This is a genomic window from Georgenia sp. M64, assembly GCF_038049925.1.
Classification (GTDB): domain Bacteria; phylum Actinomycetota; class Actinomycetes; order Actinomycetales; family Actinomycetaceae; genus Georgenia.
Genome location: NZ_CP145809.1, coordinates 2,110,947 through 2,136,814, shown reverse-complemented (window position 1 = coordinate 2,136,814; position 25,868 = coordinate 2,110,947). Strand labels below are relative to the sequence as shown.

At 73.9% G+C, this 25,868-nt stretch carries 24 protein-coding genes; 8 read left to right on the top strand and 16 right to left on the bottom strand.

The annotated features are described in order from the left end of the window. Positions 1 to 431 precede the first annotated feature (431 nt). From AAEM63_RS09700 to AAEM63_RS09655, 10 genes are all read right to left on the bottom strand, one after another. Positions 432 to 2,678 (bottom strand): MMPL family transporter, encoded by a 2,247-nt coding sequence (locus AAEM63_RS09700; protein ID WP_341358070.1) that lies wholly within the window; start codon positions 2,676 to 2,678, stop codon positions 432 to 434. After that, entirely contained in the window at positions 2,675 to 3,316 is a 642-nt protein-coding gene (locus tag AAEM63_RS09695; protein ID WP_341358069.1) for a hypothetical protein, read from the bottom strand. The genes AAEM63_RS09700 and AAEM63_RS09695 overlap by 4 nt, the downstream gene beginning before the upstream one ends. Before the next feature lie 117 nt (positions 3,317 to 3,433). Then, a complete protein-coding gene (locus tag AAEM63_RS09690) occupies positions 3,434 to 4,330 on the bottom strand; it encodes a hypothetical protein (RefSeq protein ID WP_341358068.1) in 897 nt (298 codons plus the stop codon). A 13-nt stretch (positions 4,331 to 4,343) separates the two neighbouring features. Then, the gene (locus AAEM63_RS09685; protein ID WP_341358067.1) at positions 4,344 to 4,511 is read right to left on the bottom strand and encodes a hypothetical protein; all 168 of its coding nucleotides are present in this window, start codon (positions 4,509 to 4,511) and stop codon (positions 4,344 to 4,346) included. A 14-nt stretch (positions 4,512 to 4,525) separates the two neighbouring features. Further along, positions 4,526 to 5,299: a hypothetical protein gene (locus AAEM63_RS09680; RefSeq protein ID WP_341358066.1), complete on the bottom strand. Its 774-nt coding sequence runs from the start codon at positions 5,297 to 5,299 to the stop codon at positions 4,526 to 4,528. 70 nt (positions 5,300 to 5,369) lie between these two features. Next, on the bottom strand, positions 5,370 to 5,687 hold the full coding sequence (locus tag AAEM63_RS09675) for a PRD domain-containing protein (protein WP_341358065.1): 318 nt from the start codon (positions 5,685 to 5,687) through the stop codon (positions 5,370 to 5,372). Next, positions 5,684 to 6,217 carry a CAT RNA binding domain-containing protein gene (locus AAEM63_RS09670; RefSeq protein ID WP_341358064.1) on the bottom strand — a complete coding sequence of 178 codons (534 nt, stop codon included), beginning with the start codon at positions 6,215 to 6,217 and terminating at the stop codon, positions 5,684 to 5,686. The genes AAEM63_RS09675 and AAEM63_RS09670 overlap by 4 nt, the downstream gene beginning before the upstream one ends. A 64-nt stretch (positions 6,218 to 6,281) precedes the next feature. Then, the gene (locus AAEM63_RS09665) at positions 6,282 to 7,757 is read right to left on the bottom strand and encodes a glycoside hydrolase family 1 protein (protein WP_341358063.1); all 1,476 of its coding nucleotides are present in this window, start codon (positions 7,755 to 7,757) and stop codon (positions 6,282 to 6,284) included. Between the two features lie 5 nt (positions 7,758 to 7,762). Beyond that, on the bottom strand, positions 7,763 to 8,449 hold the full coding sequence (locus tag AAEM63_RS09660; protein ID WP_341358062.1) for a PTS glucose transporter subunit IIA: 687 nt from the start codon (positions 8,447 to 8,449) through the stop codon (positions 7,763 to 7,765). Between the two features lie 83 nt (positions 8,450 to 8,532). After that, entirely contained in the window at positions 8,533 to 9,672 is a 1,140-nt protein-coding gene (locus tag AAEM63_RS09655) for a PTS transporter subunit EIIC (RefSeq protein ID WP_341358061.1), read from the bottom strand. A gap of 746 nt (positions 9,673 to 10,418) precedes the next feature. Between AAEM63_RS09655 and AAEM63_RS09650 the strand changes: the two genes are divergently transcribed. From AAEM63_RS09650 to AAEM63_RS09625, 6 genes are all read left to right on the top strand, one after another. Beyond that, entirely contained in the window at positions 10,419 to 11,870 is a 1,452-nt protein-coding gene (locus AAEM63_RS09650) for a DUF222 domain-containing protein (RefSeq protein WP_341358060.1), read from the top strand. Positions 11,871 to 12,053: 183 nt separating this feature from the next. Continuing rightward, a complete protein-coding gene (locus AAEM63_RS09645; RefSeq protein ID WP_341358059.1) occupies positions 12,054 to 13,391 on the top strand; it encodes an alpha-galactosidase in 1,338 nt (445 codons plus the stop codon). A gap of 113 nt (positions 13,392 to 13,504) precedes the next feature. Further along, positions 13,505 to 14,758 carry a DNA polymerase IV gene (dinB, locus tag AAEM63_RS09640; RefSeq protein ID WP_341358058.1) on the top strand — a complete coding sequence of 418 codons (1,254 nt, stop codon included), beginning with the start codon at positions 13,505 to 13,507 and terminating at the stop codon, positions 14,756 to 14,758. A gap of 76 nt (positions 14,759 to 14,834) precedes the next feature. Beyond that, complete coding sequence (locus tag AAEM63_RS09635; RefSeq protein WP_341358057.1) at positions 14,835 to 16,094, top strand: 6-phospho-beta-glucosidase; 1,260 nt, start codon at positions 14,835 to 14,837, stop codon at positions 16,092 to 16,094. Continuing rightward, complete coding sequence (locus tag AAEM63_RS09630) at positions 16,091 to 17,098, top strand: BadF/BadG/BcrA/BcrD ATPase family protein (RefSeq protein WP_341358056.1); 1,008 nt, start codon at positions 16,091 to 16,093, stop codon at positions 17,096 to 17,098. Before AAEM63_RS09635 ends, AAEM63_RS09630 begins: the two co-directional genes overlap by 4 nt. 50 nt (positions 17,099 to 17,148) lie before the next feature. Then, on the top strand, positions 17,149 to 17,568 hold the full coding sequence (locus AAEM63_RS09625; RefSeq protein ID WP_341361351.1) for a DUF1810 domain-containing protein: 420 nt from the start codon (positions 17,149 to 17,151) through the stop codon (positions 17,566 to 17,568). Here the strand turns inward: AAEM63_RS09625 and AAEM63_RS09620 are convergent. Together AAEM63_RS09620 and AAEM63_RS09615 are read right to left on the bottom strand one after the other, a co-directional pair. Continuing rightward, the gene (locus tag AAEM63_RS09620) at positions 17,526 to 20,138 is read right to left on the bottom strand and encodes an HAD-IC family P-type ATPase (RefSeq protein WP_341358055.1); all 2,613 of its coding nucleotides are present in this window, start codon (positions 20,136 to 20,138) and stop codon (positions 17,526 to 17,528) included. The two genes, AAEM63_RS09625 and AAEM63_RS09620, sit on opposite strands and share 43 nt — an antisense overlap. Positions 20,139 to 20,231: 93 nt before the next feature. Next, positions 20,232 to 20,705, bottom strand: coding sequence for a PGPGW domain-containing protein (locus AAEM63_RS09615; protein ID WP_341358054.1), 474 nt, complete (start codon positions 20,703 to 20,705; stop codon positions 20,232 to 20,234). Positions 20,706 to 20,828: 123 nt separating this feature from the next. Here AAEM63_RS09615 and def point away from each other — a divergent pair, with 123 nt between their 5' ends. Both def and AAEM63_RS09605 read left to right on the top strand, forming a co-directional pair. After that, positions 20,829 to 21,317, top strand: a complete 489-nt coding sequence (def, locus tag AAEM63_RS09610) for a peptide deformylase (protein ID WP_341358053.1) — start codon at positions 20,829 to 20,831, stop codon at positions 21,315 to 21,317. A 240-nt stretch (positions 21,318 to 21,557) separates the two neighbouring features. Beyond that, the gene (locus AAEM63_RS09605) at positions 21,558 to 22,058 is read left to right on the top strand and encodes a DUF3145 domain-containing protein (RefSeq protein ID WP_123919151.1); all 501 of its coding nucleotides are present in this window, start codon (positions 21,558 to 21,560) and stop codon (positions 22,056 to 22,058) included. Positions 22,059 to 22,195: 137 nt separating this feature from the next. Here AAEM63_RS09605 and AAEM63_RS09600 read toward each other — a convergent pair whose 3' ends face one another. From AAEM63_RS09600 to AAEM63_RS09585, 4 genes are all read right to left on the bottom strand, one after another. Continuing rightward, a complete protein-coding gene (locus tag AAEM63_RS09600; protein WP_341358052.1) occupies positions 22,196 to 23,428 on the bottom strand; it encodes a beta-ketoacyl-ACP synthase II in 1,233 nt (410 codons plus the stop codon). Between the two features lie 94 nt (positions 23,429 to 23,522). Next, positions 23,523 to 23,774: an acyl carrier protein gene (locus tag AAEM63_RS09595; protein WP_123919147.1), complete on the bottom strand. Its 252-nt coding sequence runs from the start codon at positions 23,772 to 23,774 to the stop codon at positions 23,523 to 23,525. Between the two features lie 105 nt (positions 23,775 to 23,879). Further along, entirely contained in the window at positions 23,880 to 24,896 is a 1,017-nt protein-coding gene (locus AAEM63_RS09590; protein WP_341358051.1) for a beta-ketoacyl-ACP synthase III, read from the bottom strand. Then, positions 24,893 to 25,810 carry an ACP S-malonyltransferase gene (locus AAEM63_RS09585; RefSeq protein ID WP_341358050.1) on the bottom strand — a complete coding sequence of 306 codons (918 nt, stop codon included), beginning with the start codon at positions 25,808 to 25,810 and terminating at the stop codon, positions 24,893 to 24,895. Before AAEM63_RS09585 ends, AAEM63_RS09590 begins: the two co-directional genes overlap by 4 nt. Positions 25,811 to 25,868: the final 58 nt, after the last annotated feature.

Here is a 25,868-nt window from a genome sequence, read left to right as displayed (position 1 = left end):
CGTCCGGCCCCGTATCCTGGATGTTGCCGGGTGATAGCCCGGTCGGGGTGCCCAAGGGCGTGTTCTTCGAACCGTTCCTGCTGAGCACCTCGATTGGAGGCACCAATGACCACGTACCTCGAGTGGATCCTGGAGACGGCCCACAGCGTCGAGCAGATCGACCGCCTGGGCGAGTACTCCATCTTCTGACGGCCGGACTGACGCAGGAGCCCCGTCGCGCACGCTGCGCGACGGGGCTCCTGCGTTCCTCCCGGGTGACGGGCTCAGCCGAGCGTGTCCGGCTGCCCGGAGTGCTCGGGCCGGCACGGCTCCGCCGCGGTATGACCGCGCCGACGGGCTCCGCCGCGGTATGACCGCGCCGACGGGCTCTGCCGCGGTATGGCGGCGCGGACGGGTGGCGGACGTCGGCCTGCCGTGGTCCGGGCGGTCCGCTACCTCTCCCGCGCGGGTGGCGCCGCCGCCGACGTCTGCGGCTCCCGTCGCCGCAGGCGCCTCGACGGCCAGCTGCTCACCGTGCCGACGATGGTCAGCAGCGACGGCACCAGCAGCGCCCGCACGACGAACACGTCGATGAGGATCCCCACCGCGAGCACGAACCCCAGCTCGCGGAACGGGCGCAGCGGCACCAGGGCGAGGAGCCCGAAGCTGGAGGCAAGGGCCAGGCCGGCAGCCGTGATGGCGCGGGTGGACTGGGGGACCCCGGCGAGCATCGCGTCGCGCAGGGAGCGGTCGCGGGCGAGCTGCCAGACCCGTCCCACCGCGAAGATGTTGTAGTCCGAGCCGAGGGACAGCAGGAGCACGGCGGCGGCGAAGGGCACGTAGAAGGTGAGGTCGTCGTGCCCGAGCACCCCCTGGAAGACCATGACGGTGATGCCGAGGGTGGCGCCGAGGGCGAGGACGCTCGAGGCGAGGAGGTACAGGGGCGCGACGAGCGCCCTGAGGAAGATCACGAGCATGAGGAGGTTGACGGCCAGCGCGGCGACGCTGATGCGCAGGAGGTCGTCGGTCGTGTCCTTGACGATCCCGTCGGCGAGCGCGGTGTCGCCGGCGAGACTGGTCGTGACGCCGTCGAGCCCGGCCTCGGCGGTCAGCTCCGGCATGCTCTCGCGCAGACCGCGGAGGTTGTCGATCGCGGTGGCCTCGAGCGGCGTCGTGTCGAGGACGACGAGGTAGCGCACGGCGTCGCCGCTCTCGGCGACGAGCACGCCGAGGTCGTCCGCGGCGGCGGAGTCACCGGGACCGAGGACCCCGGCCACGCCCGGCTGCGCCTGCAGCGCCTCGCCGAGACGGGAAACCGCTTCCTCGTCCTCGCCCACGCCGTCGCCCTCGACGAGCAGCTCGGTGGGGGAGACGATCCCGGGCGCGAAACCCTCGCCGGCGGCCTCCGCGGCGCGCGCGACCTCGCTGTCGGCGGGCAGCGACTGGACGAACCCGAGGCCGAGGTCCATGTGGCGCACCTGGGAGGCGGCGAGGCCGAGCCCCGCGATGCACAGGGCGGCCACGACGACGGCGGAGCCGCGGTGCGTCACGGTCGACGTCAGGGCGGAGGAGCGCTGGCGGCCGGCCTCGCGCTCGAGCGCGAGGCGGATGTCGCTCGGCCAGAACGCGCGCGGGCCGAGCACCGCGAGGATCGCCGGGACGAGGGTGATCGCCACCACCACCCCGGTGAGCACGGTGACGGCCAGCCCGGGCCCGAAGCCGCTGAAGAGCGCCGACCCGGCGACGACGAGCGAGGCGGTCCCGGCGGCGACCGTGAGGCCCGCGACGGTGACGATCGGGGTGAACGACGCGGTCGCCAGCCGAGCGGCCTCGAGCCGGTCGTGGCCCTCGGCGAGCCGGGCCCGCAGGCCCGAGAGGTAGAAGATGCAGTAGTCGGTCACCACGCCGAGCAGCAGCGCCACGATGAGCGGGCGCAGGTCCGCCGGGACGGAGAAGTCCAGGGCCTCCGCGACCGAGCCGGCGACGCCCATCGTCAACCCGACCGCCGCACCGACCGAGACGAGCGTGACGGCGGGCGCCGCGAGCGAGCGGAACGTGAGCGCGACGACGGTGAGGACGGCGAGGAGGGTGGTCAGCTCGACCACGGGCACGTACGCGTTGACGACGCGGCCCTGCGCGGCGCGGGCCGGCATCGAGCCCGTCACACCCACGTACGCGTCCTCGGCATCGGTGAGCTGGTCCTCGGCGAACTGCTTCGCGACGTCGGTCTGCTCGAAGAAGCTGGCGGTGGGCTCGGCGAAGAGGAACGTGATGACGGCGGTGTCCTCCTCCTGGGCGCCGGGGAACGCGCCACCGGCGTTCGGGATCGGGATGGCGCCGAGGAGCGCGGTGTCGTAGGCGTCCTGGTTGACGGCGATGCCGCGCAGGACGCCCTCGGCCTGCGCGAGGGTCGTCATCCCGGCCGGGTCGTGCTGGACCATCGCCACCCGGCTGAGGAGCGGGAAGCCGAAGAGCTCGACGGAGCGCTTCTCGGCGGCGAAGCTGGCGTCGTCGGCGCCCAGGGCCTCGAGGTCGTCGGCGGTGGTCCCCAGGGGTGGGAGCAGGATCATCGCCGCGGCCGCCGCCGCCACCCACCCGACGATGACGAACCAGCGCAGCGCGACGATGAGTCGCGCGTAGCCGTACCACAGGCGCTCCGCGAGGCCCCGGCGCCGGGCGACCCTGCTCGGCTCGCTCATCGCGTCGCGGAGTCGGTCGGCTCGGCGGTGGCGCCCGCGGTGCTCTCCCTGTCGCCGGTCGTGCCGGCGCCGTCGGAGGCCGTCTCCGTGTCGGTGGTCCCGGCCGTCTCGTCGTCGGTGGTCCCGGCCGTCTCGTCGTCGGTGGTCCCGACCGTCTCCTCGTCGGTGGTGCCGGCCGTCTCCTCGCCGGTGGTCCCGGCCGTGGCCTCATCCGTGGCGCCGTCGGTCCCGGCGAGGTCCTGGCACTCCTGCGACGCCGCCTCCGAGCCAGGCCGGGCGTCCTGCACGGCGTCCAGCGCCTCCTGCAGCGTGCGTGCGTCCTGGTCGCGGACGCCGACGGCGATCTCGTCCAGGGCCTCGTTGAGCGTCTGGTTGTACTCCGCGGCCTCCAGGCAGGCGGCCGGCACGGGACCGGACGCGCCCTCCTGGCGCGGCGTCGGGTCGGCTGTCGGCGTCGGCGTCGGCGTCGGGCCCATCGCCTCCTCGGCGTCACCCACGCCGGCCACGCCGATGCCGAGCAGGACCACGGCGACGACGGTGGTCACCACGACCCCGATGAGGAACCCCAGCAGCGCCCCGACGGGCGAGCGGCGCCGCCGAGGTGGGACGTCGTCACCTGCACGAGTGGTCGAAGCCACGGGTCCCCCTGTCCGGTCCACGAGGTGGCCGGCCGCCCCGGCGCGCTCACGTGAGAACTGTGATGCTAGGGCCGGGCGGGCGCGCCGCAACCGGAACCGGACGGCGGGCGGCCGGGCTCAGCCGGGCAGGGCCGCCGCGTGCGAGACGATCGCGTCGGCGACCCGGCCGAGGGATTCCGGTGCGACGTCGAGGTAGAGGTTCGGCTCGACCGCCTCGAGCTCGAGCAGCACCGGTGCGCCGTCCTCGGCCCGGACCATGTCGACCCGTGCGTAGAGCGGGGCGCCGCGGAAGCGGGCGGTGACACTCTCGAGGACCCGGCCCACGAGGTCCAGCTCGGCGGGCTCCGCCTCGCCCGGCACCACGAGGTCCGGGTCGTACATCGCCTCGGCGGCACCGAGGTCGTCGGCGCGCACGGGAGCGACCTCGTCGGCCCGCAGGACGGCGTGCTTGTGCAGGGTGTGGAGCGGCTCACCGTCGATGCAGACCACCGCCGTCTCGCCGCGGCTGTCCACTGCGGGGAGGTAGGGCTGGACCATCGCCGTCCGGCCGCCGGCCTGGACGCGCGCCACGAGCGCGCGGGCGAGGTGGTGGGTGCGTTCGGAGAAGCGGCCGGTGTCGCGTGCGCCGGCCGAGACGCTCGGGTTGACGACGACCTCGCCGCGCAGCTGCGGCAGCGGCTCGCCGGGAGCCACGAACGTCGTCGGGACGACCGGGATCCCGGCCGCGGCGAGGTCGGCGAGGTAGCGCTTGTCGCTGTTCCACCGCACGAGCGCGGGGGAGTTGTGCAGGCGTGCGCCGACGGCGTCGGCCCACGCGAGGAACTCGGCCCGCCGGGGCGGGTAGTCCCACGTGGACCGGATGACGACGGCGTCGAAGGTGTCCCAGCGGGTGCCCGGCGCGTCCCAGGCGATCCTGGCGACGTCGATCCCCCGGCGACCGAGCTCCTCGGCGAGGCGCTCGTCGTCGTCGAAGCCCGGTGGCACGGCCGTGCACGTCGCGATCGCGACCCTCATCCGTGCTGCTGCCTCACCGGCGCCTCCGGAGCCCGAGCACCGGCGCCGCCCGGCCCGGGTGGTGGTCGCTCACGCCGTGCTCGTCGCTCACCCGGTGCTCGTCGCTCACCCGGTGCTCGTCGCTCACCCGGTGCTCGTCGCGCACCCGGTGCTCGTCGCGCACCCGGTGCTCGTCGCGCACGCGGTGGACGTGCCTCACTGGTTCGCGGACCGCCACCACAGCGGGTGGTCCTGCCGGAGGTCGTGGTGCGAGGGCATCGGGTAGAACGCAAGGTCGGCGCCGTTGCCGAAGTAGAACCCGCTGCCGTCCTTGACGGTGCGGTAGGTGAACTCCCCGGACGGCACCCGCTCGACCATCTTCGTCGACTTGTCGGGCTGGGAGACCTCGAGCAGCGCCTCACGGAGGTGGTGGAGGTTGTGGTAGGGCAGGTCCGCGACGTGGCCGCGGGCGGGGTCGCTCGCGAGCTCGCCGAGCTCGAGCTCGACGAACGCCAGTCCCGGGAAGCGGACGAACTTCGACGGCTCCACGGTGATGCCCTCGTAGAAGGTGCGCGGGTCCTGGTCGCTGACGACGAGGCTGGTCACCGGGGCGAGCTCCTTGTACAGGTGCAGACCGTCACCGGCGGGCGGAAGGTCCGCGCTGCGCCCGAGCTCGAGCGTGGCGCCGTAGGCGGTGGTGAGGTGCAGGCTGCCGAGCGCGTCGACCGGCACGTGCTCGAGCACCCGGTAGGTGGAGACGTACACCGAGCTCTTGGGGCGGCCGTCGGGGTGGGCGACGCACCGCTCGAACGCCGCCTCGAGGTCGAAGAAGTCCCCGAGCCGCGCGGGGTCGACGTCGAAGAAGATCGCCTGACCCTTGGACTTGTAGCCGTACCCCGTGGCGTAGTACTGCCCGAACTTCTCCGGCGGGAGCTGGGAGGCGATCAGCGCCTCGGGCACCAGTGAGAAGTAGAGGTACGTCTGCATCATCGGCTCCGCTCGGGTGGGCGTCCTTGTCCGGGGCCAAGACTAGGGGCGTCGGCGGCGGGCGCGGGCACGATCAGGCTCTGACCTCGTCGACCATGCGTGCGACGTGCAGCGTCAGGTACGTCACCTCGTCCTCGGTGAGGGGCTGGCCGAGCCGGAGCTCGAGGACCGCCTGGAGCTTCAGCGCCGTCGAGTAGGCCTCGGGGTAGGCGCCCCGGATGGCGGTGCCGAGCCGGCCCGCGCCGTCGTCGAGCTGACGTCCGGTGTGCGCCCTGACGAAGAAGTACCGCAGGTGCGTGATGAACCGGGCCGCGTTGACCGTGTCACGGTCGAAGGGCCGGGAGTACGTCTGCTCGAGGACGTCGAAGAGCTGCGCGAAGACGCCGGTCATACGGTAGGTCTGCGACAGGTCACCGGTGGCGAACCCCGCGTTGACCAGGTGCAGGGCGATCGGGACGGCCTCCTCCGGGGGGAGGGGCACGTCGAGCCGGGCGTTGACGAGCTCGAGGACGCGGCCGGCGGTCGCGAGCTCCGGGGGTAGAGGTGCGCGACCTCCGCCCGGAGCGGGTACTCGATCTCGATGCCCTGGCGCAGGCGCTCGAGCGCGAAGCTGATGTGGTCGGCGAGGCCGACGACCGTGGTGGAGCTGGCCCGCCGGCCGGAGCCGGCGTCCGAGGCGGCCAGGGCCTGGTCGGCGAGGAGGAGGAGCTCGGGCGGGATCGCCGAGATGAGCGCACCGAAGTTGTCCGGGTCGCGGCCGTCCTCGGGCACGAAGACGCGCACCACCTTGTCCTGGTCGACCGTGTCACCGGGCCTCGCCTGGAAGCCCAGCCCGCGGCCGGTGAGGATGACGTCGCTGCCGGCGTCGGTGCGGGCGAGGACCACGTTGTTGTTGAACACCCGCAGGATCTCCACGCCCACCTCCTCTCCTCAGGCCCAGGGTGGCGGGAACCGTCCGGCCCCGCCACCCCTCACCGCACTGGACTCAGCGCTGCAGCGCCGGGGCCACGTCGTCGGCACGGCCCAGGATCGCACCGTTGGTCTCGATCACCTCGCGGTACCAGTGGAACGACTTCTTGCGGTACCGCTCCAGACTGCCGGTGCCGTCGTCGTTGCGGTCGACGTAGATGAAGCCGTAGCGCTTGCTCATCTGAGCGGTCGACGCGCTGACGAGGTCGATGCAGCCCCACGTGGTGTAGCCCAGCAGGTCCACGCCGTCGGCCAGGGCCTCGCCCACCTGCACGAGGTGGTCGTCGAGGTAGGCGATGCGGTAGTCGTCGACGACGGTGGGCGTGCCGTCCACCTCGACCAGCTGGTCGACGGCGCCGAGGCCGTTCTCCACGATGAAGAGCGGCTTCTGCCACCGCTCCCAGTAGTCGTTGAGAACGACGCGCAGACCCTGCGGGTCGATCTGCCAGCCCCACTCCGACGCCTCGAGGGTCGGGTTCGGGACGCCGCCCATGATGTTGCCGCGTCCGGCCACCTTCTTCTCCGGGTCGGCGGTCTCGCACAGGCTCATGTAGTAGCTGAACGAGACGAAGTCGACCGTGTGCCGCAGGTCCTCGCGGTCCTGGTCGGTGACGTCCAGCTCGATGCCGTGCTCGCGGAAGTACCGCAGCAGGTAGCCCGGGTACTCGCCCCGGCAGTGGATGTCACCGAAGGCGTAGTTGGCGTGCTCCGCCTGCATGGCCGCGACGACGTCGGCCGGGTCCGGGGTGAGCGGGTAGGTGGGCATGGCGAGGATCATGCAGCCGACCTGGGCGCCGGGAGCGAGCTCGCGGGCGAGCCTGGTGGCGCGCGCGGACGCCACGAGCTCGTGGTGGATGGCCTGGTACAGGTCCTGCTCGCTCAGCTGGTCCTTCGGCGTCGGGATGCCGCCGGAGAGGAAGGGCTCGTGCAGGACGGAGTTGATCTCGTTGAAGGTCAGCCAGTACCTCACCCGGTGGCCGTAGCGCTCGAAGAGGGCGCGGCAGTACCGCTCGTAGAACCCGATGAGCTCGCGGTTGGTCCACCCGCCGTAGGCGCGAGCCAGGTGCAGCGGCGTCTCGTAGTGGCTGATGGTGACGAGGGGCTCGATGCCGTGCCGCTCGAGCTCGTCGAGGACCCGGTCGTAGAAGGCGAGGCCCTCCTCGTTGGGGGTGTCGTCGTCACCGTTGGGGAAGATCCGGCTCCACGCGATCGAGAGACGGAAGACCTTGAACCCCATCTCGGCGAACAGGGCGATGTCCTCGGCGTAGCGGTGGTAGAAGTCCACTGCCTCGAGCTTGAGGTTGTCCGGCGTGGGGGCCTCGGTGGGCGGCGTCTGGATGCCCCGGGGGAGGACGTCCTGGATGGACAGGCCCTTGCCGCCCTCGGCGTAGGCGCCCTCGACCTGGTTGGCCGCGGTGGCGCCGCCCCAGAGGAAGCCGGCGGGGAAGGTGGTGGTCACGGTGCGCTCCGTCGTCGTCGGGAAGTGGGTCATCTGTCTCAGACCTGCACGGTCAGGGCGGGGTCGCCGTGGGCCACGGTGCCGCCGGCGACCGGGACGACCGCGGTGAGCTCCTTGGTGTTCGTCACGACGAGCACCGTGGTGAGGTCGTAGCCGGCCTCGGCCACGACGTCGCGGTCGACGACGGCGATGAGGTCGCCGGCGCGGACCTGCTGGCCGCGGGTGACCTCCGCGGTGAAGCCGCGGCCGCCGAGCTTGACCGTGTCGATCCCGATGTGGACCAGGGCCTCGACGCCCTCGGCCGACTTGATGCCGTAGGCGTGTCCGGTCTTCATCGCCACCTGGACGGTGCCGGTGATGGGCGAGTAGATGCGGCCGTCGGAGGGCACGATGCCCACGCCCTGCCCCATCGCACCGGAGGAGAACACCTTGTCCTGCACCTCGGCGAGCGGCACGGCGCGGCCGGCGACGGGGGAGAGGACGTCGACGACGCCGGTGAGCGTAACGGTGGAGGCCTGGGCGGCGCCCGAGGTGGCTCCCGGGACGGCGGGCACGGGAGCGCCTCCCGTGGAGGGAGTGGCAGCGACGGCGTCCGCGGACTCGCGGGGACCGAAGAGGAAGGTGAGCGAGAAAGCGATCGCGATGGCGGCGCCGGTACCGATGAGCTGCAGGGCGAAGTTGCCGATGGGGGCGTACGCGGGCAGGGCGAGCAGGGACGGGAACACGAACGCGTTGGCCGCGCTGCCGCCGGCGGCCGCGATGGCGCCGCCGACGACGCCACCGGCGATACCGAAGTAGAAGGGCTTCTTCAGCGGCAGGTTGACGCCGTAGATGACCGGTTCGGTGACGCCGGCGAGGAGCCGGAAAGGGAGCCGGTCGCCGCGACCTCGCGCCGTGCGGCGCTGTGGCTTCTGATCGCCACGGCGAGCGCGGCGGCTGCCTGAGCGAGCACTGCTGCGACGAGCGGTCCGGACAGGATGGAGAAGCCCTGGGTGCTGAGGTCGTTGATCATGACGGGGACGAGGCCCCAGTGCAGGCCGAACAGGACGAAGACCTGCCAGAAACCGCCGAGGATGGCGCCGGCGAGCCACGGCGCGACGCCGAAGATCGCGTTCACGCCCGAGGAGATCGCCTCGGCGGCGGCGGTGGTGACCGGTCCGACCGTCATGAGCACGAGCGGGACCATGACGAGGATGGTCAGCAGCGGGACGCTGAAGTTGCGGATCGCGTCGGGGAGGACCTTGGCGAGGAAGCGCTCGAGGTGGCTCTGGAGCCAGACCGCCACGATGATCGGGATGACCGAGTTCGTGTAGTTCATCATGACGACCGGCACCCCTGCGAAGGCCACGGGCTCGCCCGCGGTGGCCAGTGCCACGATCGACGGGTAGACGAGGGCGCCTGCGATGGCCATCGAGGTGAACTGGTTGGTCCGGAACCGTTTGGCGGACGTGATCGCCAGGAACATCGGCAGGAAGTAGAACAGCGCGTCGGCGGCCGCAGCCAGGATGACGTTGGTCTGGGACTCGGCCGCGAGCCAGCCGAACTGGTTGGCCATGCTCAGGAAGGCCTTGAGGAGTCCCGCTCCGGCGAGCGGCCACAGGACGGGCTGGAAGATCGAGGAGATGAGGTCGATGAAGCGGTTGAAGATGTTGCCCCCGGCCGGGGCGTCGGCGCCGGCGTGGTCGTCGTCGGTCAGCTTCGAGATCTTGCCGAGCTCGGCGTAGACCGTCGGCACGTTGTTGCCGATGACCACCTGGTACTGGCCGCCGGCCTGCATCACGGTGATGACCCCGGGGAGCTTCTCGATGGCGGCCTTGTCGGCCTTGCTCTCGTCGCGCAGCTTCAGCCGCAGGCGGGTGGCGCAGTGCGTAGCGCTCGTCACGTTCTGCTCGCCGCCGACCTCCTGGAGGATGTCCTCGGCCAACGTCCGATAGTTCACGGATCCCATCTCAAGACCTCTCTGTCCATGTCCCCGGGCACAAAAAAAGACCCGAGCCGCACGTGCGTGCGTCTCAGGTCTTGCCTCGTCGCCGAGTAACAATCCTTCAGGCAACCCTGCCTGTCGGGGAGGAAACTACACGGCGCTCGGCCCGGAGCGCAAGTGTGTTCTGCGGCACAGGGCTGTCTGAGGTGCAGCACGGCGCGGAGCGACGGGATGCGCGCACAGTCGGCATCCCCTGTGGTGCGACATCGCGGAGGAAAGTCTTCGATAGGGCGGTGGGGCCGGGTGGTCATCGAGGGGTTCGTGGTGCCGGTCGAAGGAACAGCCTGCCGGTGAATTCGTGGCTCGACCCGACGAGGCGCATTGTGGCTCGTGCGGGGAAATGTGGCTCGCGCGGGAAGTGTGGCTCGTGGGGGAAATGCGGCTCGTGCGGGGATATCCGGCTCACGGGGCGCCGACGGCGTCGAGCCACGCTGGGTGGCCGTGTCGGTACGTAGGACAACGGGACTGCAGGTGGGCGGCGCCCGCCGGCGACGATGACCGTCGCCCGGCTTGGTGCCGGTCCGGCCTGGGCCGCCCCATGCCGCTGAGCCTGCCATCCAGCCCTGTGGACATTCGGGGTTATCCACAAATTCATTTACACAAGTCGTGGGTATTGCTTCCTTGTACGGGCGTTCGATAAATTAGGGGCCAGGTAGCTGACTCGTATTGGATGCCCCGGAGACGGGGGCGGTGTGCCCTGGAGGTGTGTGGTGGCGGCGGAGGCGGTGGTCGATCCCGGGACCGCGCTGGCGGCCGGGGTCGGCGACCTGCTCACCGCGTGCGCGGCCCTGGCCGAGGTGGACGTGCACGGGGTGGCGTTCACCGCCCTGGCCGAGACCGCCGGCGCGTTGGAGCGGGTCCGCCGTCAGGTCGCGGGCCTGGAGGCCAGGGTCCTGGCCGCGGTCGACGCCGACGGGCGGTGGGCCACCGGCGGGGCCCGGACCCTGCCCGCCTGGGTGCGCCAGATCACCGGCGCCCACCCCGCGACCGCCGCCCGGCGGGTGCGTACCGCCCGGGCCCTGCGCGACGTCCTGCCCGCCGCCGCGGCGGCCCTGGCGGCCGGGGACATCAGTGACGAGCACGTCGGTGTCCTCATCCGCCACGCCACCGACACCCCCGCTCGGGTGGCGCAGCTGGCCGACCCCGAGATGGGTGAGGAGTTCCTCGTCGGCTGCGCGGCGGGCCTGGACGTGGCCCGGTTCACCCGCCTGGTCGCCCACTGGGCCATCCGCACCGACCCCGACGCCGCCGACCGCTCCTACGCCGATGACCTGGACCGGGAGGAGCTGTTCATCTCCGACGTCCCCGGCGGGTCCCTCCTGCGCGGCTTCCTCGCCACCGCCAACGCCACCGCCCTGAAAGAAGCCCTGACCGCCCGCACCGGCGTCCCGCCCGCCGGAGACACCCGCACCCCCGCCCAACGCCGCGCCGCGGCCCTGAACGGCATCACCCACCTCGCCCTGGACTCCGGCACCCTCCAACCCACCGCCCGGATCCGCCCCCACCTGGCCGTGACCACCACCCTGGACACCCTCCTCGCCCTCACCGCCGCCTCCGCCGGCGGCGCCGACGGCGCCAGCGGCTCACGCGGCGCCGGGCAGAGCGATCCCGGCACCGGCACCGGTGCCGGTGCCGGTGACGTCGGCGCGGGCGGCGGTCAGGACACGGACGTCCTGGCGCGGATCACCGCCGACCTCGACCCGGGCGTCCTGGCCGGGGTCGAGGCCGCGACCCTGGCCGACAACACCCCCATCCCCTTCACCCTCCTCGCCCGCCTGGCCTGCGCCAGCGCCGTCCACCGCGTCATCTTCGGCCCCGACGCCGAGATCCTCGACGTCGGCCGCGAGGAACGCCTCTTCACCACCGCCCAAACGAGGGCGATCATCGCCCGCGACCGCCACTGCCAGTACCCCGGCTGCGACGCCCCACCCGGCGAGGGCGAGATCCACCACAACCTCTGGTGGTACGCCCACCACGGCCCCACCGACATCACCAACGCCATCCTGCTGTGCTGGCACCACCACGACCACGTCCACGCCCAACACATCACCATCGAACGCCACCCCACCCACTGGCGATTCCTCGACCGCCACGGCACCCCCATCGGCAAGACCGCGATCCGAGCGCCCGGCTCACCGCCGACGCCCAACAGCCCGGACTGACCGCGGCCGTCCGGAGGGGCCGAGAGACCGGTTCTCGAGCTGTCTGGTTAAGGTGCTTCATTCTCTGTCGCGTCAAGAGCGGTTTGCTGAGCTCCCGCATCACCGCAGTCGCGGTTGCGCCCTCCGCATGCCAAGGCGCGATGCCGCCCATCCGCACGCCGGACCACCTCGAGAGGATCCCGCATGGCGACCCGACCCGTCCCGCGCCCGCCGATGGGGTGGAACAGCTGGGACTGCTACGGCACGACCGTCACCGAGTCCGAGGTGATGGCAAACGCCGCGTTCATGGCCGAGCACCTCCTGCCCCACGGGTGGGACACCGTCGTCGTGGACATCGACTGGTCCGACCCCACCGCCCGTGCCCACGGGTACAACGCCGGCGCGCCGCTCGCCCTCGACGACCACGGCCGCCTCCTCCCGGACCCGGGGCGCTTCCCCAGCGCCGCCGGCGGGGCGGGCTTCGGGCCGCTCGCCGAACGCCTCCACGCGCTCGGGCTGCGTCTGGGCATCCACACGATGCGGGGGATCCCGCGCCTGGCGGTGGAGCGGGCCACGCCCGTGCTCGGCGGTGGCGGCGCCACCGCCGCCGACGTCGCCGACCCGACGAACGTGTGCGAGTGGAACCCGGACATGCTCGGGCTCGACCACGACCACCCGGCCGCCCAGGCCTACTACGACTCCACCCTGGAGCTGTACGCCCGGTGGGGTGTCGACCTCATCAAGGCCGACGACATGCTGTGGCCGTACCAGGCGGCGGACATCGCGGCCTACGCCCGGGCGATCGACCGGTCGGGCCGCGCGATCGACCTGAGCCTCTCGCCGGGGCGGGACCTCTCCCTGACCCGCGTGGGCCACCTGCGCGAGCACGCCACGATGTGGCGCATCTGCGACGACCTGTGGGACCGGTGGGAGGACGTCGAGGGCAACTTCGCCCGGTTCGCCCGGTGGGCGCCGTTCGCGGGGGAGCGGGGCTGGCCCGACGGCGACATGCTGCCGCTGGGACGCATCGGCCTGCGGGCCGAGCGGGGCGAGCCGCGCGACGACGCCCTCACGCCCGCCGAGCGGGTCAGCCTCATGACCCTGTGGGTGATCGCCCGCTCGCCCCTGATGATCGGTGGGGACCTGCCGTCGACGGACCCGGCGACGACCGCGCTGTTCACCAACCCGGACGTCCTCGCCGTACACGCCCGCTCGAGCGGCAACCGTGAGGTCTTCCGCGAGGGTCCGCTGGTGCTGTGGACCGCCGAGGGGGACGACGAGGTGCGCTACGTGGCGGCCTTCAACCTCGGCGCCGGGGAGCTCGCGGTCGCACTCGACGCCGGGGACGTCGGGCTGCCGGTGACCGCCCACGGCCGGCTCGTCGGGGAGGTCCGCGAGCTGTGGACGGGCGAGCCGGTCACCGCCACGTCGGTGGCCCGCCAGAGCGAGGACACCCGAGGCGTCGCACCCGGCTCCGCGGCCCTGCTCGTGCGCCTCGCGCCCCACGGGGCGGCGCTGCTTCGGCACGCACCTCACCGGTAGTCGACCGTTGGCATCCCGACTCGGGGCCGGACGTCGCTCGGCGTCACGAGGATGCCGGGCGGAGGTAGGAGCCGTCCTCGACACTCGAACACCTGTTCGTCTAGTCTGAGTACGTGCCCGACGGAGCCACGATCCTCCACGCCGACCTCGACGCCTTCTACGCGTCGGTGGAGCAGCTGCTCGACCCGGCCCTGCGGGGCCGGCCGATCGCGGTGGGCGGCAGCCCGAGCGGCGGGGTGGTGCTCGCGGCGTCCTACGAGGCGAAGGCCTTCGGCGTGCAGGGCGGGATGCCGGGCTGGCGGGCGGCCCGCCTGTGCCCGGACCTCACCTTCGTCCGCGGCAGCTTCGCGCGGTACCAGCCGCTGGCGGACCGCGTCATGGACATCCTCGGTGACGTCACGCCCCTCGTGCAGCGCATCTCCGTCGACGAGGCCTTCCTCGACGTCTCCGGAGCCGTGCACCTCTTCGGCCCGCCCGCGTCGATCGGGGCGCTGATCCGGCGGCGGGTGCGCGCGGAGGTCGGGCTGGCGATCTCGGTGGGTGCGGCCCGCACCAAGCACCTGGCCAAGGTCGCCTCGCAGGTGGCCAAGCCCGACGGGCTCGTCGTCGTCGAGCCGGGGCAGGAGCGTGCCTTCCTCGACCCGCTGCCGGTGGCCCTCATGTGGGGGGTCGGCCCGGTGACGGAGCAGCAGCTGGCGGAGCGGGGCATCCGCACCATCGGCGACCTCGCGGCCGCGCCGGGTCCCATGCTCGAGCGTCTTCTCGGGCGCCCCGGGGGGACGCTGCACGCCCTGGCGCTGGACGAGGACCCGCGCCGGGTCGCGACGTCGTCCCGGGCCCGGTCCGTCGGCGCCCAGTCCGCGCTCGGCCGGCGGGCCCCGACGCCGGAGCTCGTCCGCTCGGTGCTCTCGCACCTCGCCGAGCGGGTCGCCGGGCGTCTGCGCGCCAAGGACCGTGCCGGCCGGACGGTCACGGTGCGGGTGCGGTTCGCCGGCATGCGGGCCGTCACCCGCTCCCTCACCCTCGCCGCCCCGGTCTCGTCGACGCTCACGCTCACCGAGGTGGCCGAGCGCCTCGTCCGGCAGGCCCTGGACGACCAGGACGGCGCCGTCGAGATCACCCTCCTGGCGATCTCGGTGTCGAACCTCGCCGCGCAGCCGTCCATCCAGCTCGAGCTGCCCCTTCCCCCGCCCGACCCGTGGCGGCCAGGCTCGGCCACCGGCTCGGCCCGGTGGGCGCTCGACCGGTCGATGGACGCCGCGCGCGCCCGGTTCGGCAAGGACGCCGTCGGCTACCTCCCGGCGACGCTGGGCCGGACCGGCGGTGTGCCGGACGACTTCCGCGAGCTGGCGCAGCGGGACCTGTGAGGACGACGACGGCCGGGCGTCGTGCCACCCTGGTCCCGGGTCGCGGCGCCCGGCCGTCCCGCGGAAGGAGAACGACGTGAAGGTCGCGGTCGTCGGCGGCGGGTCGACGTACACCCCGGAGCTCGTCGACGGGATCGCACGGCTGGGGAACGTGCTCGCGGTCGAGGAGCTCGCCCTGACCGACCCGGCCCACGAGCGCCTCGACCTTGTCGCGGGTGTGTCCCGGCGCATCCTGTCCCGCCAGGGCCACCCGGCGACGGTGAGCGCGACGGCGGACCTCGACGCCGCCGTGGACGGGGCCGACGTCGTCCTCCTCCAGCTGCGTGTCGGCGGGCAGCGCGCCCGCGCCGTCGACGAGACCCTCCCGCTCGAGTGCGGCTGCGTGGGGCAGGAGACCACCGGCACCGGGGGGTTGGCGAAGGCCCTGCGCACCGTCCCGGTGGTGCTCGACATCGCCGAGCGGGTCCGGGCCCGGGCGGCGCCGGACGCCTGGGTCGTCGACTTCACCAACCCGGTCGGGATCGTCACCCGGGCGCTGCTCGACGCCGGGCACCGCGCGGTGGGCCTGTGCAACGTCGCCATCGGCAACCAGCGCGCCGTCGCCGCGCACCTCGGGGCGGACCCCGCCGACGTGAGACTGGACCACGTGGGGCTCAACCACCTCACGTGGACCCGGCGTGTCGTCGTCGGCGGCACCGACGTCCTGCCGGCCCTCCTGGACGAGGGCGCCGAGGTCCTCACCGAGCGGTCCGGCCTGCCCGCCGCCCTGCTGCGCCGCATCGGTGCCTGGCCCTCGTACTACCTGCGCTACTTCTACGACCACGACGCCGTCGTCCGTGAGCAGCGCACGACGCCCTCGCGCGCCGAGGAGGTCGCCGCCATCGAGCGGGAGCTCCTCGACCTCTACGCCGACCCCGCGCTCGACCGCAAGCCCGCCCTGCTCGAGAGGCGTGGGGGCGCCTACTACTCGGAGGCGGCCGTGGACCTCATGGCCTCCCTCGTCGGCGACCGGCGCGACGTCCAGGTCGTCAACCTCCGCAACGCGGGCACGTTCCCCTTCCTCGACGACGGCGCCGTCGTCGAGGTGCCCGCCCGGGTCGGCGCCGGAGGCGTGGTGCCCGAGCCCGTGGCGCCGCTCGACCCGCTCCTCGCGGGTCTCGTCGCGCACGTCAGCGCGTACGAGAGCCTCGCGCTCGACGCCGCGCTGCGCGGCGGGCGGGACCGCGTCTTCCGCGCCCTGCTCGCCCACCCGCTGATCGGTCAGGCGGAGACCGCCGACCGGCTCACCGACCTCCTCCTCGCCGCGAACCACGAGCACCTGCGGTGGCTGACGTGAGCGTCCTGGCCGTCGACGGTGGGAACAGCAAGACCGACGTCCTCCTCGTCGCCGACGACGGGACGGTCCTGGCCTGCGCGCGGGGTGGCGGCTCGTGCCACCAGAGCGTGGGCATGGCCACCACCATGAGCGTGATCGGTGAGCTCGTGGCGCGCGTCGCCGCCGACGCGGGCCTGGACCCGGCGGCCGGCCCGGTGGCCGAGCACGGGGCGTTCTACCTGGCCGGGGCGGACCTGCCCGACGAGACCGCCGCGCTGCGCGACCGGATCGGCGCAGCCGGCTGGGCGCGGCGTGTCGTGGTCGACAACGACACCTTCGCTCTCCTGCGTGCCGGGACCGACGCCTCCGACGCGGTGGCCGTCGTCGTGGGGGCGGGCGTCAACGCCGTCGGCGTGGCCGCCGGCGGCGCGGTCACCCGGTTCCCCGCGCTGGGGCGGCTCTCGGGCGACTGGGGCGGCGGGGCGGACCTCGGCGCGGAGACGCTCTGGCTCGCGGTGCGGGCCGAGGACGGCCGCGGAGCGCCCACCGCCCTGCGCGACGCCGTCGCCGGGTACTTCGGCGTCACGACGGTCGCGGAGGTCGTCGCAGGCATCCACCTGGGCGACATCCCCGCCGACCGGCTGCTCGGGCTGACCCCGGTGCTGCTGCGGGTGGCCGGTGAAGGGGACCGCGCCGCCGTCGCCGTCGTGCGGCGCATGGCGGAGGAGGTGGTGCTCCTCGCCACCGCCGCCCTGGGCCGGCTCGGGCTGCTGCAGCGGGAGGCCGACGTCGTCCTCGGCGGCGGGGTCCTCGCGGCCCGCGACCCGCTGCTCCTCGGGGCGGTCGAGGCGGGCCTGGCCGACCGCGCGCCGTCGGCGTCCGTGCGTGTGGTGGACACCGCCCCGGTGCTCGGCGCGGCCCTCCTCGGGCTCGACGCGGCAGGCGCACCGCCGGGCGCGGGCGAGCTCCTGCGCTCCGGGCTGCGGGCTGCGTCCCCGAGGCACACCACGACGGGGGCGTCATGAGCGGCGGGGGCGCGATGAGCGACGGGGGCGTCATGAGCGACGGGGGCGCGATGAGCGACGGGCACGACCTCGAGAGGTTCGTCCGGGCCCAGGAGGACACCTACGACGCCGCCCTGGCCGAGCTGGCACGCGGACGCAAGACCGGGCACTGGATGTGGTTCGTCTTCCCGCAGGTCGCCGGGCTCGGCCGCAGCGAGACGGCCCGGCGGTACGCCATCGCCTCCCTGGCCGAGGCCCGGGCCTACCTGCGGCACCCGGTCCTGGGACCGCGTCTGGTCGCGTGCGCGCGGACCGTCGCGGCGAGCCCCGCCCCGACGGCGCAGGACCTCCTCGGCGGGATCGACGCGGTCAAGCTCCGGTCGTCGATGACGCTGTTCGCGGCCGCCGCTCCGGGCGAGCCGGCGTTCACCGCGGTGCTGGACCGGTACTACGGCGGCTCGGCCGACCCGGAGACCCTCGCCCGGCTCTGACGGGCCGGCCCCGCCGGCGGCACCCCGGCGGGCGGGGGCTCGCGATGGGCGAGACGGTGCACGCCGACGAGCGCGAGCCCGGCCCCGAGCACGAGGGAGCCGGCGACCGCCCACGCCCGCGGCGGCAGGGTGGTCAGGGCGAGGAAGGACCGCGTCCACGGCACCAGCATGAGCCCGGCGAACGTGCCGGCCAGCGCCGCGACGAGGCCCACCTCCCAGCGTCGCAGCGGCAGCATGAGCAGGGTGAGGACGCTCAGGCCGACGCCGAGGAGGACCACCGTCGCCGTCGTCCGGGCGGCGCCGACGCCCAGGCCGGCGCCGAGCACCAGGGCGTAGCCGCCGAAGGTCGCCGCCGCCGCGACGGTCCCGGCCGGCACGGCGAAACGCAGCACCCGGCCGAGGAAGTCGGGCCGGGAGCGCTCGAGGTTCGGTGCCAGGGCGAGGAAGAAAGCGGGCACACCGATGGTGAGGGTGGAGACGACGGTGAGGTGCCGCGGGAAGAACGGGAACGGCAGCTGGGCCACCCCGACCGCGAGGGCCAGGACGGCGACGTAGACGGTCTTGGTGAGGAACAGGTGCGCGACGCGCTCGATGTTGGCGATGACACGGCGGCCCTCCGCGACGACGCCGGGCAGGACATCGAACCGGTCGTCCATGAGCACGAGCTGGGCCACCGCCCGGGCCGCCGGCGCGCCGCTGCCCATGGCCACGCCGATGTCCGCCTCCTTCAGCGCCAGGACGTCGTTGACGCCGTCGCCGGTCATGGCGACGACGTGCCCGCGGCCGCGCAGCGCCCGGACCATGTCCCGCTTCTGCTGCGGCGTCACCCGGCCCAGGACGGTTGCGCCTTCCACGGCGTCGCCGAGGTCCGGTCCGAGGGTACGGGCGTCGACCGGCCGGTCCGCCCCCGGCAGGGCGAGCTGGGCGGCCACCGCGGAGGCGGTCCGCGGGCTGTCGCCGGAGATGACCTTCACCTCGACCCCTTCGGCGGCGAAGTAGCGCAGCGTGGCGGCGGCGTCGGGGCGGACCCGCTCGGCCAGGGCGACGAGAGCTACGGCGACGAGCGCGCGTGGGGGCTGTCGGTCCGTGCCCCCGGCCCGCACCGTCCCTCCGGCAGGGAGCTCGCCCGCCGCCGGCGTCCCGGGGAGCTCGCCCGCCGCCGGCGTCCCGGGGAGCTCGCTCGTCGTCGGCGTCCCGGGGAGCTCGCCGGCGCGGGCCAGGAGCAGCACCCGCTGCCCGGCGCCCGCCCGCCGCTCCGCCTCGGCCACGGCCGGCGCACCGGGCGGGAGGAGCACCTCGGGGGCACCCAGCACCCACGTCCCGTGCCCGGCCACCGTGACCGCGCTCCACTTCCGGGCCGAGGAGAACGGCACCTCGTCGGTCACCACCCACCCGTCCGGCGCGGGGAAGGCGCGCGCGAGGGCGAGGGTGGAGGCGTTGGGGTTCGCGTCGGCGTGGGCGACGGCCCCGAGCGCCTCCTCGGCCGGGCCGTCGCCGAAGGCCACGACGGCGGCCACCGACATCGCGGGCTCGGTGAGGGTGCCGGTCTTGTCGATCCCGACCACGTCGACCCGCGCCAGCCCCTCGATGGCCGGCAGCTCCTTGACGAGCACCCCGCGCGCACCCAGCCGGACGACCCCGACGGCGAACGCCACCGAGGTGAGCAGCACCAGCCCCTCGGGCACCATGCCGACGACACCCGCGACGGAGGAGCGCACCGCCGTCGCGAGCGACTCCTGCTCGACGAGGAGCTGGGTCGCCACGAGCAGCACCGCCGTGGGGACGAGCACCCAGGTGATCACCCGGAGCACGCGGTCGAGCGCGTCGCGGATCTCGCTGGCCACGAGGGTGAACCGCCGGGCCTCGGCCGCCAGCGTCACGGCGTAGGCGTTCTCGCCCACCCGGTCGGCGCGGTACCGGCCCGACCCGGCGACGACGAAGCTGCCCGACAGGACCGTCTCGCCGACCCCACGGGGCTCGGGAGCGGCCTCGCCGGTGAGGAGGGACTCGTCGATCTCCAGGCCCTCCGCGCGCAGCAGCGGCCCGTCGACGACGAGCTGGTCGCCGCGGTGGACCTCCACCGCGTCCCCGAGCACGACCTCCGCGGCGCCGACCGGGGTGGTGGCGCCGTCGCGCACGACCGTCGCGACGGGGGCCTCGAGCACCGAGAGGCGGTCGAGCGTGCGCTTGGCCCTCAGCTCCTGGACGATCCCCACCGCGGCGTTGGCGACGATGACGATCCCGAAGAGCGCGTCCTGCAGGGGCCCGACGACGAGGATCACCGCGAGCAGGGCGCCGAGGAGGACGTTGAAGCGGGTGAGGAGGTTCGCCCGGAGGATCTGCGCGCCGGTGCGGCTGGGTCGCTCGCTCGTGCGGTTGACCTGGCCGGCCCGGACCCGTTCGGCGACCTCGGCAGCGGTGAGCCCGGTGTCGGCAGGCACCGTCCCAGCAGGCACCGTTCCAGCAGGCACCGTCCCGGCCGGCACGGTCGCCGAGAGTCGGGTCTCGGCAGTCCCCGCCCTGGAGGACCCGGGGAGCGCGGCGGCGGCCCCGGCGGGCAGCTCGGCCATCTCTCCCTCCCCGGCCCGGTCGCACCGACGAGCCTGGGTCCAGCGTGCCCGGCGCACTGCTGCGCGCACCAGAGGCCTAGGGCCCTGAGCGGGTCAGCGCTCCTCGGACAGCTGCGAGGGGGCGCCGAGCGTCATGCCGTGCCGCTCGGCCTCGCGCCGCAGTCGCAGTGCGAGCAGACGCTCGCGGTAGCCGACGACCGTGCCGACGACGATGGCCGTGCCGCTGAGGAGGAGCCCGACGCCCACCCCTACGCCGGCGAACGGGATGAGGTCCGGCGCGACGACGGCGACGGTGCCCACCGTGAGCAGGACCGCGCCGAAGCCGATCGCGACGGCGGTGTTGAGCGGGCTCGCCCCGGCGAGCGCCGTGACGTCGTGGGCGCGCCGGCGCACGTGGTGGACGTGCTTGCGGGCCCAGGCGTACTCCGTGGCGAGGATGGCCAGGCCGGCGGCCGTGCCGAGCAGGCCCGGGCCGGGGAGCACGAGCATGAGCAGCCCCGCCACGAGGACCGTGGCGCCGACGACGGTGACGGCACCACGGCGCACCATGCGGAGCAGTCCGGGCATGCCTTCCAGGCTCTCACACCTTCGTCGCGCTGGGCAGGGGGTGAGACGAACTCCCCGCCGGCACGCCCGGCACTCGGGCCGCCGTCGTGCGGGACGTGCGGCGGATCGTGAAACGATGACCCCATGGCCATGCGTGAGATCCGTACCGTCGGTGACCCCGTCCTGCGCACCCCCTGCGAGGACGTCACCGACATCGACGACCGTGTCCGCTCCCTGGTGGAGGACCTCCTCGAGACCGTCGACACCGAGGGGCGCGCCGGCCTGGCGGCCAACCAGATCGGCGTCGGCCTCCGGGCGTTCTCCTGGAACATCGACGACGAGATCGGCTACGTCCTCAACCCGCGCATCGTCGAGCTCTCCGAGGACGAGTTCCAGGACGGCGACGAGGGCTGCCTGTCGGTCCCCGGGCTGTGGTTCCCCACCCGGCGCGCCTGGTACGCCCGTGTCGAGGGCATCGACCTGGACGGCAAGGAGGTCGTCGTCGAGGGTGAGGAGCTCATGGCCCGCGCCCTCCAGCACGAGGTCGACCACCTCGACGGCAAGCTCTACCTCGACCGGCTCGAGCCCGCCGTGCGGAAGAAGGCGATGAAGGCGGTCCGCGAGCTGCTCTGAGCTCACGGGCCGGTCAGCAGAGCCGTGCACGCGGCGGGCTCACGCGTGCACGGGCGGCGCCCCGGTACGGCTCGGCGGGCCGACGTGAGCCGGGCGCCCCGTGCGGCTCGCCGAGCTCACGTGTGGCGCGGGCGGCGCCGCGTACGGCATGATGGCGCTGTTCGCCGCGCGAACACCTGCCTGTGAGGTACCGAGGTCGTTGGGGAAGACGCACCTCGAAACCAACCAGGAGGAGTCGACATGAGTGGTGCCTTCACCCGCGGCGTCATCTTCGTGCACTCTGCGCCCCGGGCGCTGTGCCCCCACGTCGAGTGGGCGGCGGGCACCGTGCTGGACGCGCGCGTGACCATGGAGTGGACGGTGCAGCCGGCCGCCGACGGCCTGTTCCGTGCCGAGCACTCCTGGGTCGGCCCGGTCGGCACGGGGGCGCGTCTGGCATCGGCGCTGCGCGGATGGACCCACCTGCGTTACGAGATCACCGAGGAGGCGAGCCCGGGCTGCGACGGCGGACGCTGGTCGCACACCCCCGAGCTCGGGATCTTCCACGCGCAGACGGACACCCACGGCAACGTGGTCGTGCCCGAGGACCGTGTCCGCGCGGCGCTGGAGCACGCGGGCGACCCCCTGCGCCTGCGCCACGAGCTCGACCTGGCGCTGGGCCAGGCCTGGGACGACGAGCTCGAGCCGTTCCGGTACGCGGGTGCGGGTGCCCCCGTGCGGTGGCTCCACCGGGTCGGCTGAGGCGGGGCGGTCGGGACGCTGGGCAGGCCGCACGGCACCATGGCGTGCTCCCGGTGCTCGGGCGGCCGGCCGACGGGCGCGTGACGTGACGAGGGGCGCCCCGGGAGGTCTCCCGGGGCGCCCCTGTGTGACCGGCGTCAGGCGGAGGCGAACAGCACCGCCACGTTGTGCCCGCCGAAGCCGAACGCGTTGTTGAGCGCGGCGACCTGGCCGGTGGGCAGGGCGCGCGGCTCGCCGCGCACCAGGTCGATATCCAGGCCCTCCTGGAGGTTGTCGACGTTGATCGTCGGCGGGGCCGTGCGCTCACGCACCGCCAGGACCGTGAGGACCGCCTCGAGGGCACCGGCGCCGCCGAGGAGGTGCCCGGTCATGGACTTCGTCGCGGACACGCACGCCCCCGCATTCAGGACCCGGGCGATCGCGCCCGCCTCGACGCCGTCGCCGGCGGGGGTGGAGGTGGCGTGGGCGTTGACGTGGACGACGTCGGAGCCGTCCAGGCCGGCGTCGGCCAGGGCGATGCGCATGGCACGCTCCTGGCCCGCACCGGTGGGGTCGGGCGGGGCGATGTCGAAGGCGTCGGCGGACATCCCGACCCCGGCGACCACGGCGTGGACGCGGGCGCCGCGGGCGGCGGCGTGCTCGGCGGACTCCAGGACGACGATGCCGGCGCCCTCACCCATGACGAACCCGTCCCGGTCGACGTCGTAGGGGCGCGAGGCCGCCTCCGGGTCGTCGTTGCGGGTGGACAGCGCCTGCATCTTGGCGAAGGAGGCGAGCGGCATGGGGTGGATCGCGGCCTCGGCACCGCCGGCGATGACGACGTCGGCCCGCCCGGAGCGGATCATGTCCACCCCGTAGGCGATGGCCTCGGCGCCCGACGCGCAGGCGGACACCGGGGCGTGGGCGCCGGCCTTGGCGCCGAAGCGCACGGAGATGTTGGCGACGGGGGAGTTGGCCATGAGCATGGGCACCGTCAGCGGCATGACGCGCCGGGCCCCCTTGTCCTTGATGGTGTCCCAGGCGTCGAGGATGGTCCACACCCCGCCGATGCCGGAGCCGACGACGGCGCCGAGGCGTTCGCCGTCGACCTCGGGGCTCCCGGCGTCCGCCCAGGCCTCGAGCGCGGCGATCATGGCGTACTGGGCCGAGGGGTCGAGGCGGCGCAGCTGCGGCCGGGGCAGGACGTCCTCGGGCTTGACCGCGACCTCGGCGGCGAAGCTGACGGGCAGCTCGTAGCGCTCGGCCCAGTCGTTGTCGAGCGTGTGCACGCCGGACTTGCCGGCGAGGACCGCCGACCAGGTGGACGCGACGTCCCCGCCGAGCGGGTTGGTGGTGCCGAGGCCGGTCACGACGACGGTGGTCGCTGCCATGCGGGTGCTCCTTCGGGCTGTGCGGGGGCGGTGCGGTGCGGTGCTGGCCGAGCCACGGCCGGGGCGCGCGGTGGGCACGCCCCGGCCGGTGAGGTCAGGCCTGCTGGGCGCCGTTGATGTAGGCGACGGCGTCCTGGACGGTCTTGAGGTTGCCGACCTCCTCGTCGGGGATGCGGACCTCGAACTTCTCCTCGGCGAGGGTGGCGATCGTCATCATCGACAGGGAGTCGACGTCGAGGTCGTCCGTGAAGGACTTCTCGGGGGTGACGGAGTCCACCGGCAGGCCGGTCTCCTCGTTGACGATCTCGGCCAGCCCGGCCAGGATCTCCTGCTCGCTGTAAGCCATGTGTTCTCTCCCTTGTTGTGTCACGTGCGGTGAAGTCTCACGTGGGTGGTCGGTGGACAGTCTGGTGGGGGCCCGCCGCCCGTGCCAGGGCGGCGCGCGGGTGGGTCAGGGCAGGACGACGACCTGGGCGGCGTAGACCAGCCCGGCGCCGAACCCGATCTGCAGGGCGATGTCGCCGCTGCGGGCCTGGCCCTCGCGCAGGAGCCGCTCGGTGGCGAGCGGGATGGACGCGGCGGAGGTGTTGCCGGTCTCGGCGATGTCCCGGCCCACGACGACGTCGTCGCGCAGGCCGAGCTTCTTGACCATGTGGTCGATGATCCGCATGTTCGCCTGGTGCGGGATGAACACGTCGATGTCCTCCGGGCGCAGCCCGGCCGCCTCGATGGCGCGCTCCGCGGTCGGCGTCATCTGGAAGACGGCCCACTTGTACACCGAGGGCCCCTCCTGGCGCAGGGTCGGCCACTCGACCTCCCCGCTGGGGCCCGCGGTGCGGTAGTCCAGCCACGAGTGTGTCTGCTTGATCATCCCGGCGGCCGAGCCGTCCGAGCCCCACACGGTCGGCCCGATGCCGGGCGTGTCCGAGGGGCCGACGACGGCGGCGCCGGCGCCGTCGCCGAGGAGGAAGGAGATCGACCGGTCGGTGGGGTCGATGAAGTCGGACATCTTCTCCACGCCGATGACCAGGACGTGCCGGGCGGTGCCCGCGCGGACCATGGCGTCGGCCTGGGCGATGCCGTACGCGTACCCGGCGCACGCGGCCGAGATGTCGTAGGCGGCGGCGGGCGTCGCACCGATCCGGTCGGCGACGACCGCCGCGAGGGACGGCGTCTGCTCGAACCACGTCACGGTGGACACGACGACGGCGTCGACGTCCGAGCCCGTGAGCCCGGCGGCCTCGAGCGCGGCCCGGGCCGCGCCCTCGGCGAGGTCGGCGACGTCGACGTCCTCGCCCGCACGGCGGCGCGAGACGATGCCGGTGCGCTGGCGGATCCACTCGTCGGACGAGCTGATCGGGCCGACGATGTCGTCGTTGACGACCACGTTCTCGCCGCGGACCCCGCCGACGCCGAGGATCCGGGCGTGCTCGACGGGTGTGGAGACGCGCAGGGTGGGTCGGGTCATCGGGATCCTCCGTGGCTGTCGATGAGCTCGCGTGCGGCGGGCAGGTCGTCCGGGCTCCTGAGGGCCACGGTCTCGACCCCGGGCAGGGTGCGCCGGGCCAGGCCCGTGAGCACCCCGCCGGGGCACAGCTCCACGGCGGCGGTGACGCCGGCCGCGAGCATCTGCTCGCAGCACAGGTCCCAGCGCACGGGGCCGGCCACCTGGGTGACGAGGCGCTCGAGGGCGTCGGCCCCGGAGGGCACGGCGGCGCCGTCGGCGTTGGAGAGGAGCGTGGTGGCCGGGTCGGCCGGGGTGAGGGTGGCGGCCGTGGCGCGCACCGCCGCGACGGCGGGCGCCATGTGCTCGGTGTGGAAGGCGCCGGCGACCTGCAGCGGGATCACCCGGGCGCGCGGGGGCGGGTCGGCGGCGAGGGCGGCGAGCTGCTCGGTGGTGCCGGCGGCGACCACCTGCCCGCCGCCGTTGACGTTGGCCGCGGTGAGGCCGTGCCGCGCCAGGGCCGCCTCGACGTCCTCCGGGCGCCCGCCGACGACGGCGGTCATGCCGGTCGGGGTGGCGACGGCGGCGTCGGCCATGGCCCGGCCCCGCTCGCGGACGAGCACGAGGGCGGCGTCGTCGTCGAGGACCCCGGCGACGGCGGCCGCCGCCAGCTCGCCCACGGAGTGGCCCGCGGCGAGGTCGGCGCGGGGACGCCCGAGCGCGTGGTGGCTCAGCAGCGACGCGGCCACGAGCAGCGGCTGGGCGACCCGCGTGTCGCGGATGGTCTCGGCGTCCGCCGTCGTCCCGAGGGTGACGAGGTCGAGCTCGGTGACGTCGCTGTAGTGCTCGAGCAGCTCCCGGAGGTGGGGGAGCTCGAGCCAGGGCGCGAGCATCCCGGGGGTCTGGGCGCCCTGTCCGGGGCAGAGAACGGCTAGCACCGTCCAACCTTGCCCGCCGGGGAGGGGGCCGCCGCGCCTACGGGGCCTACCAAGTCCC

Coding starts and splice junctions, on each gene's coding strand:
- AAEM63_RS09675 (WP_341358065.1), bottom strand. CDS start 5,687: ATGACCGGCGTCTTCGCGCAGCTCTTCGACGTCCTCGAGCAGACGTAC.
- AAEM63_RS09600 (WP_341358052.1), bottom strand. CDS start 23,428: ATGGCAGCGACCACCGTCGTCGTGACCGGCCTCGGCACCACCAACCCG.
- def (WP_341358053.1), top strand. CDS start 20,829: ATGGCCATGCGTGAGATCCGTACCGTCGGTGACCCCGTCCTGCGCACC.
- AAEM63_RS09690 (WP_341358068.1), bottom strand. CDS start 4,330: ATGAGGGTCGCGATCGCGACGTGCACGGCCGTGCCACCGGGCTTCGAC.
- AAEM63_RS09595 (WP_123919147.1), bottom strand. CDS start 23,774: ATGGCTTACAGCGAGCAGGAGATCCTGGCCGGGCTGGCCGAGATCGTC.
- AAEM63_RS09625 (WP_341361351.1), top strand. CDS start 17,149: ATGAGCGACGGGCACGACCTCGAGAGGTTCGTCCGGGCCCAGGAGGAC.
- AAEM63_RS09655 (WP_341358061.1), bottom strand. CDS start 9,672: ATGGGATCCGTGAACTATCGGACGTTGGCCGAGGACATCCTCCAGGAG.
- AAEM63_RS09700 (WP_341358070.1), bottom strand. CDS start 2,678: ATGAGCGAGCCGAGCAGGGTCGCCCGGCGCCGGGGCCTCGCGGAGCGC.
- AAEM63_RS09590 (WP_341358051.1), bottom strand. CDS start 24,896: ATGACCCGACCCACCCTGCGCGTCTCCACACCCGTCGAGCACGCCCGG.
- AAEM63_RS09645 (WP_341358059.1), top strand. CDS start 12,054: ATGGCGACCCGACCCGTCCCGCGCCCGCCGATGGGGTGGAACAGCTGG.
- AAEM63_RS09620 (WP_341358055.1), bottom strand. CDS start 20,138: ATGGCCGAGCTGCCCGCCGGGGCCGCCGCCGCGCTCCCCGGGTCCTCC.
- AAEM63_RS09680 (WP_341358066.1), bottom strand. CDS start 5,299: ATGATGCAGACGTACCTCTACTTCTCACTGGTGCCCGAGGCGCTGATC.
- AAEM63_RS09615 (WP_341358054.1), bottom strand. CDS start 20,705: ATGCCCGGACTGCTCCGCATGGTGCGCCGTGGTGCCGTCACCGTCGTC.
- AAEM63_RS09665 (WP_341358063.1), bottom strand. CDS start 7,757: ATGACCCACTTCCCGACGACGACGGAGCGCACCGTGACCACCACCTTC.
- AAEM63_RS09605 (WP_123919151.1), top strand. CDS start 21,558: ATGAGTGGTGCCTTCACCCGCGGCGTCATCTTCGTGCACTCTGCGCCC.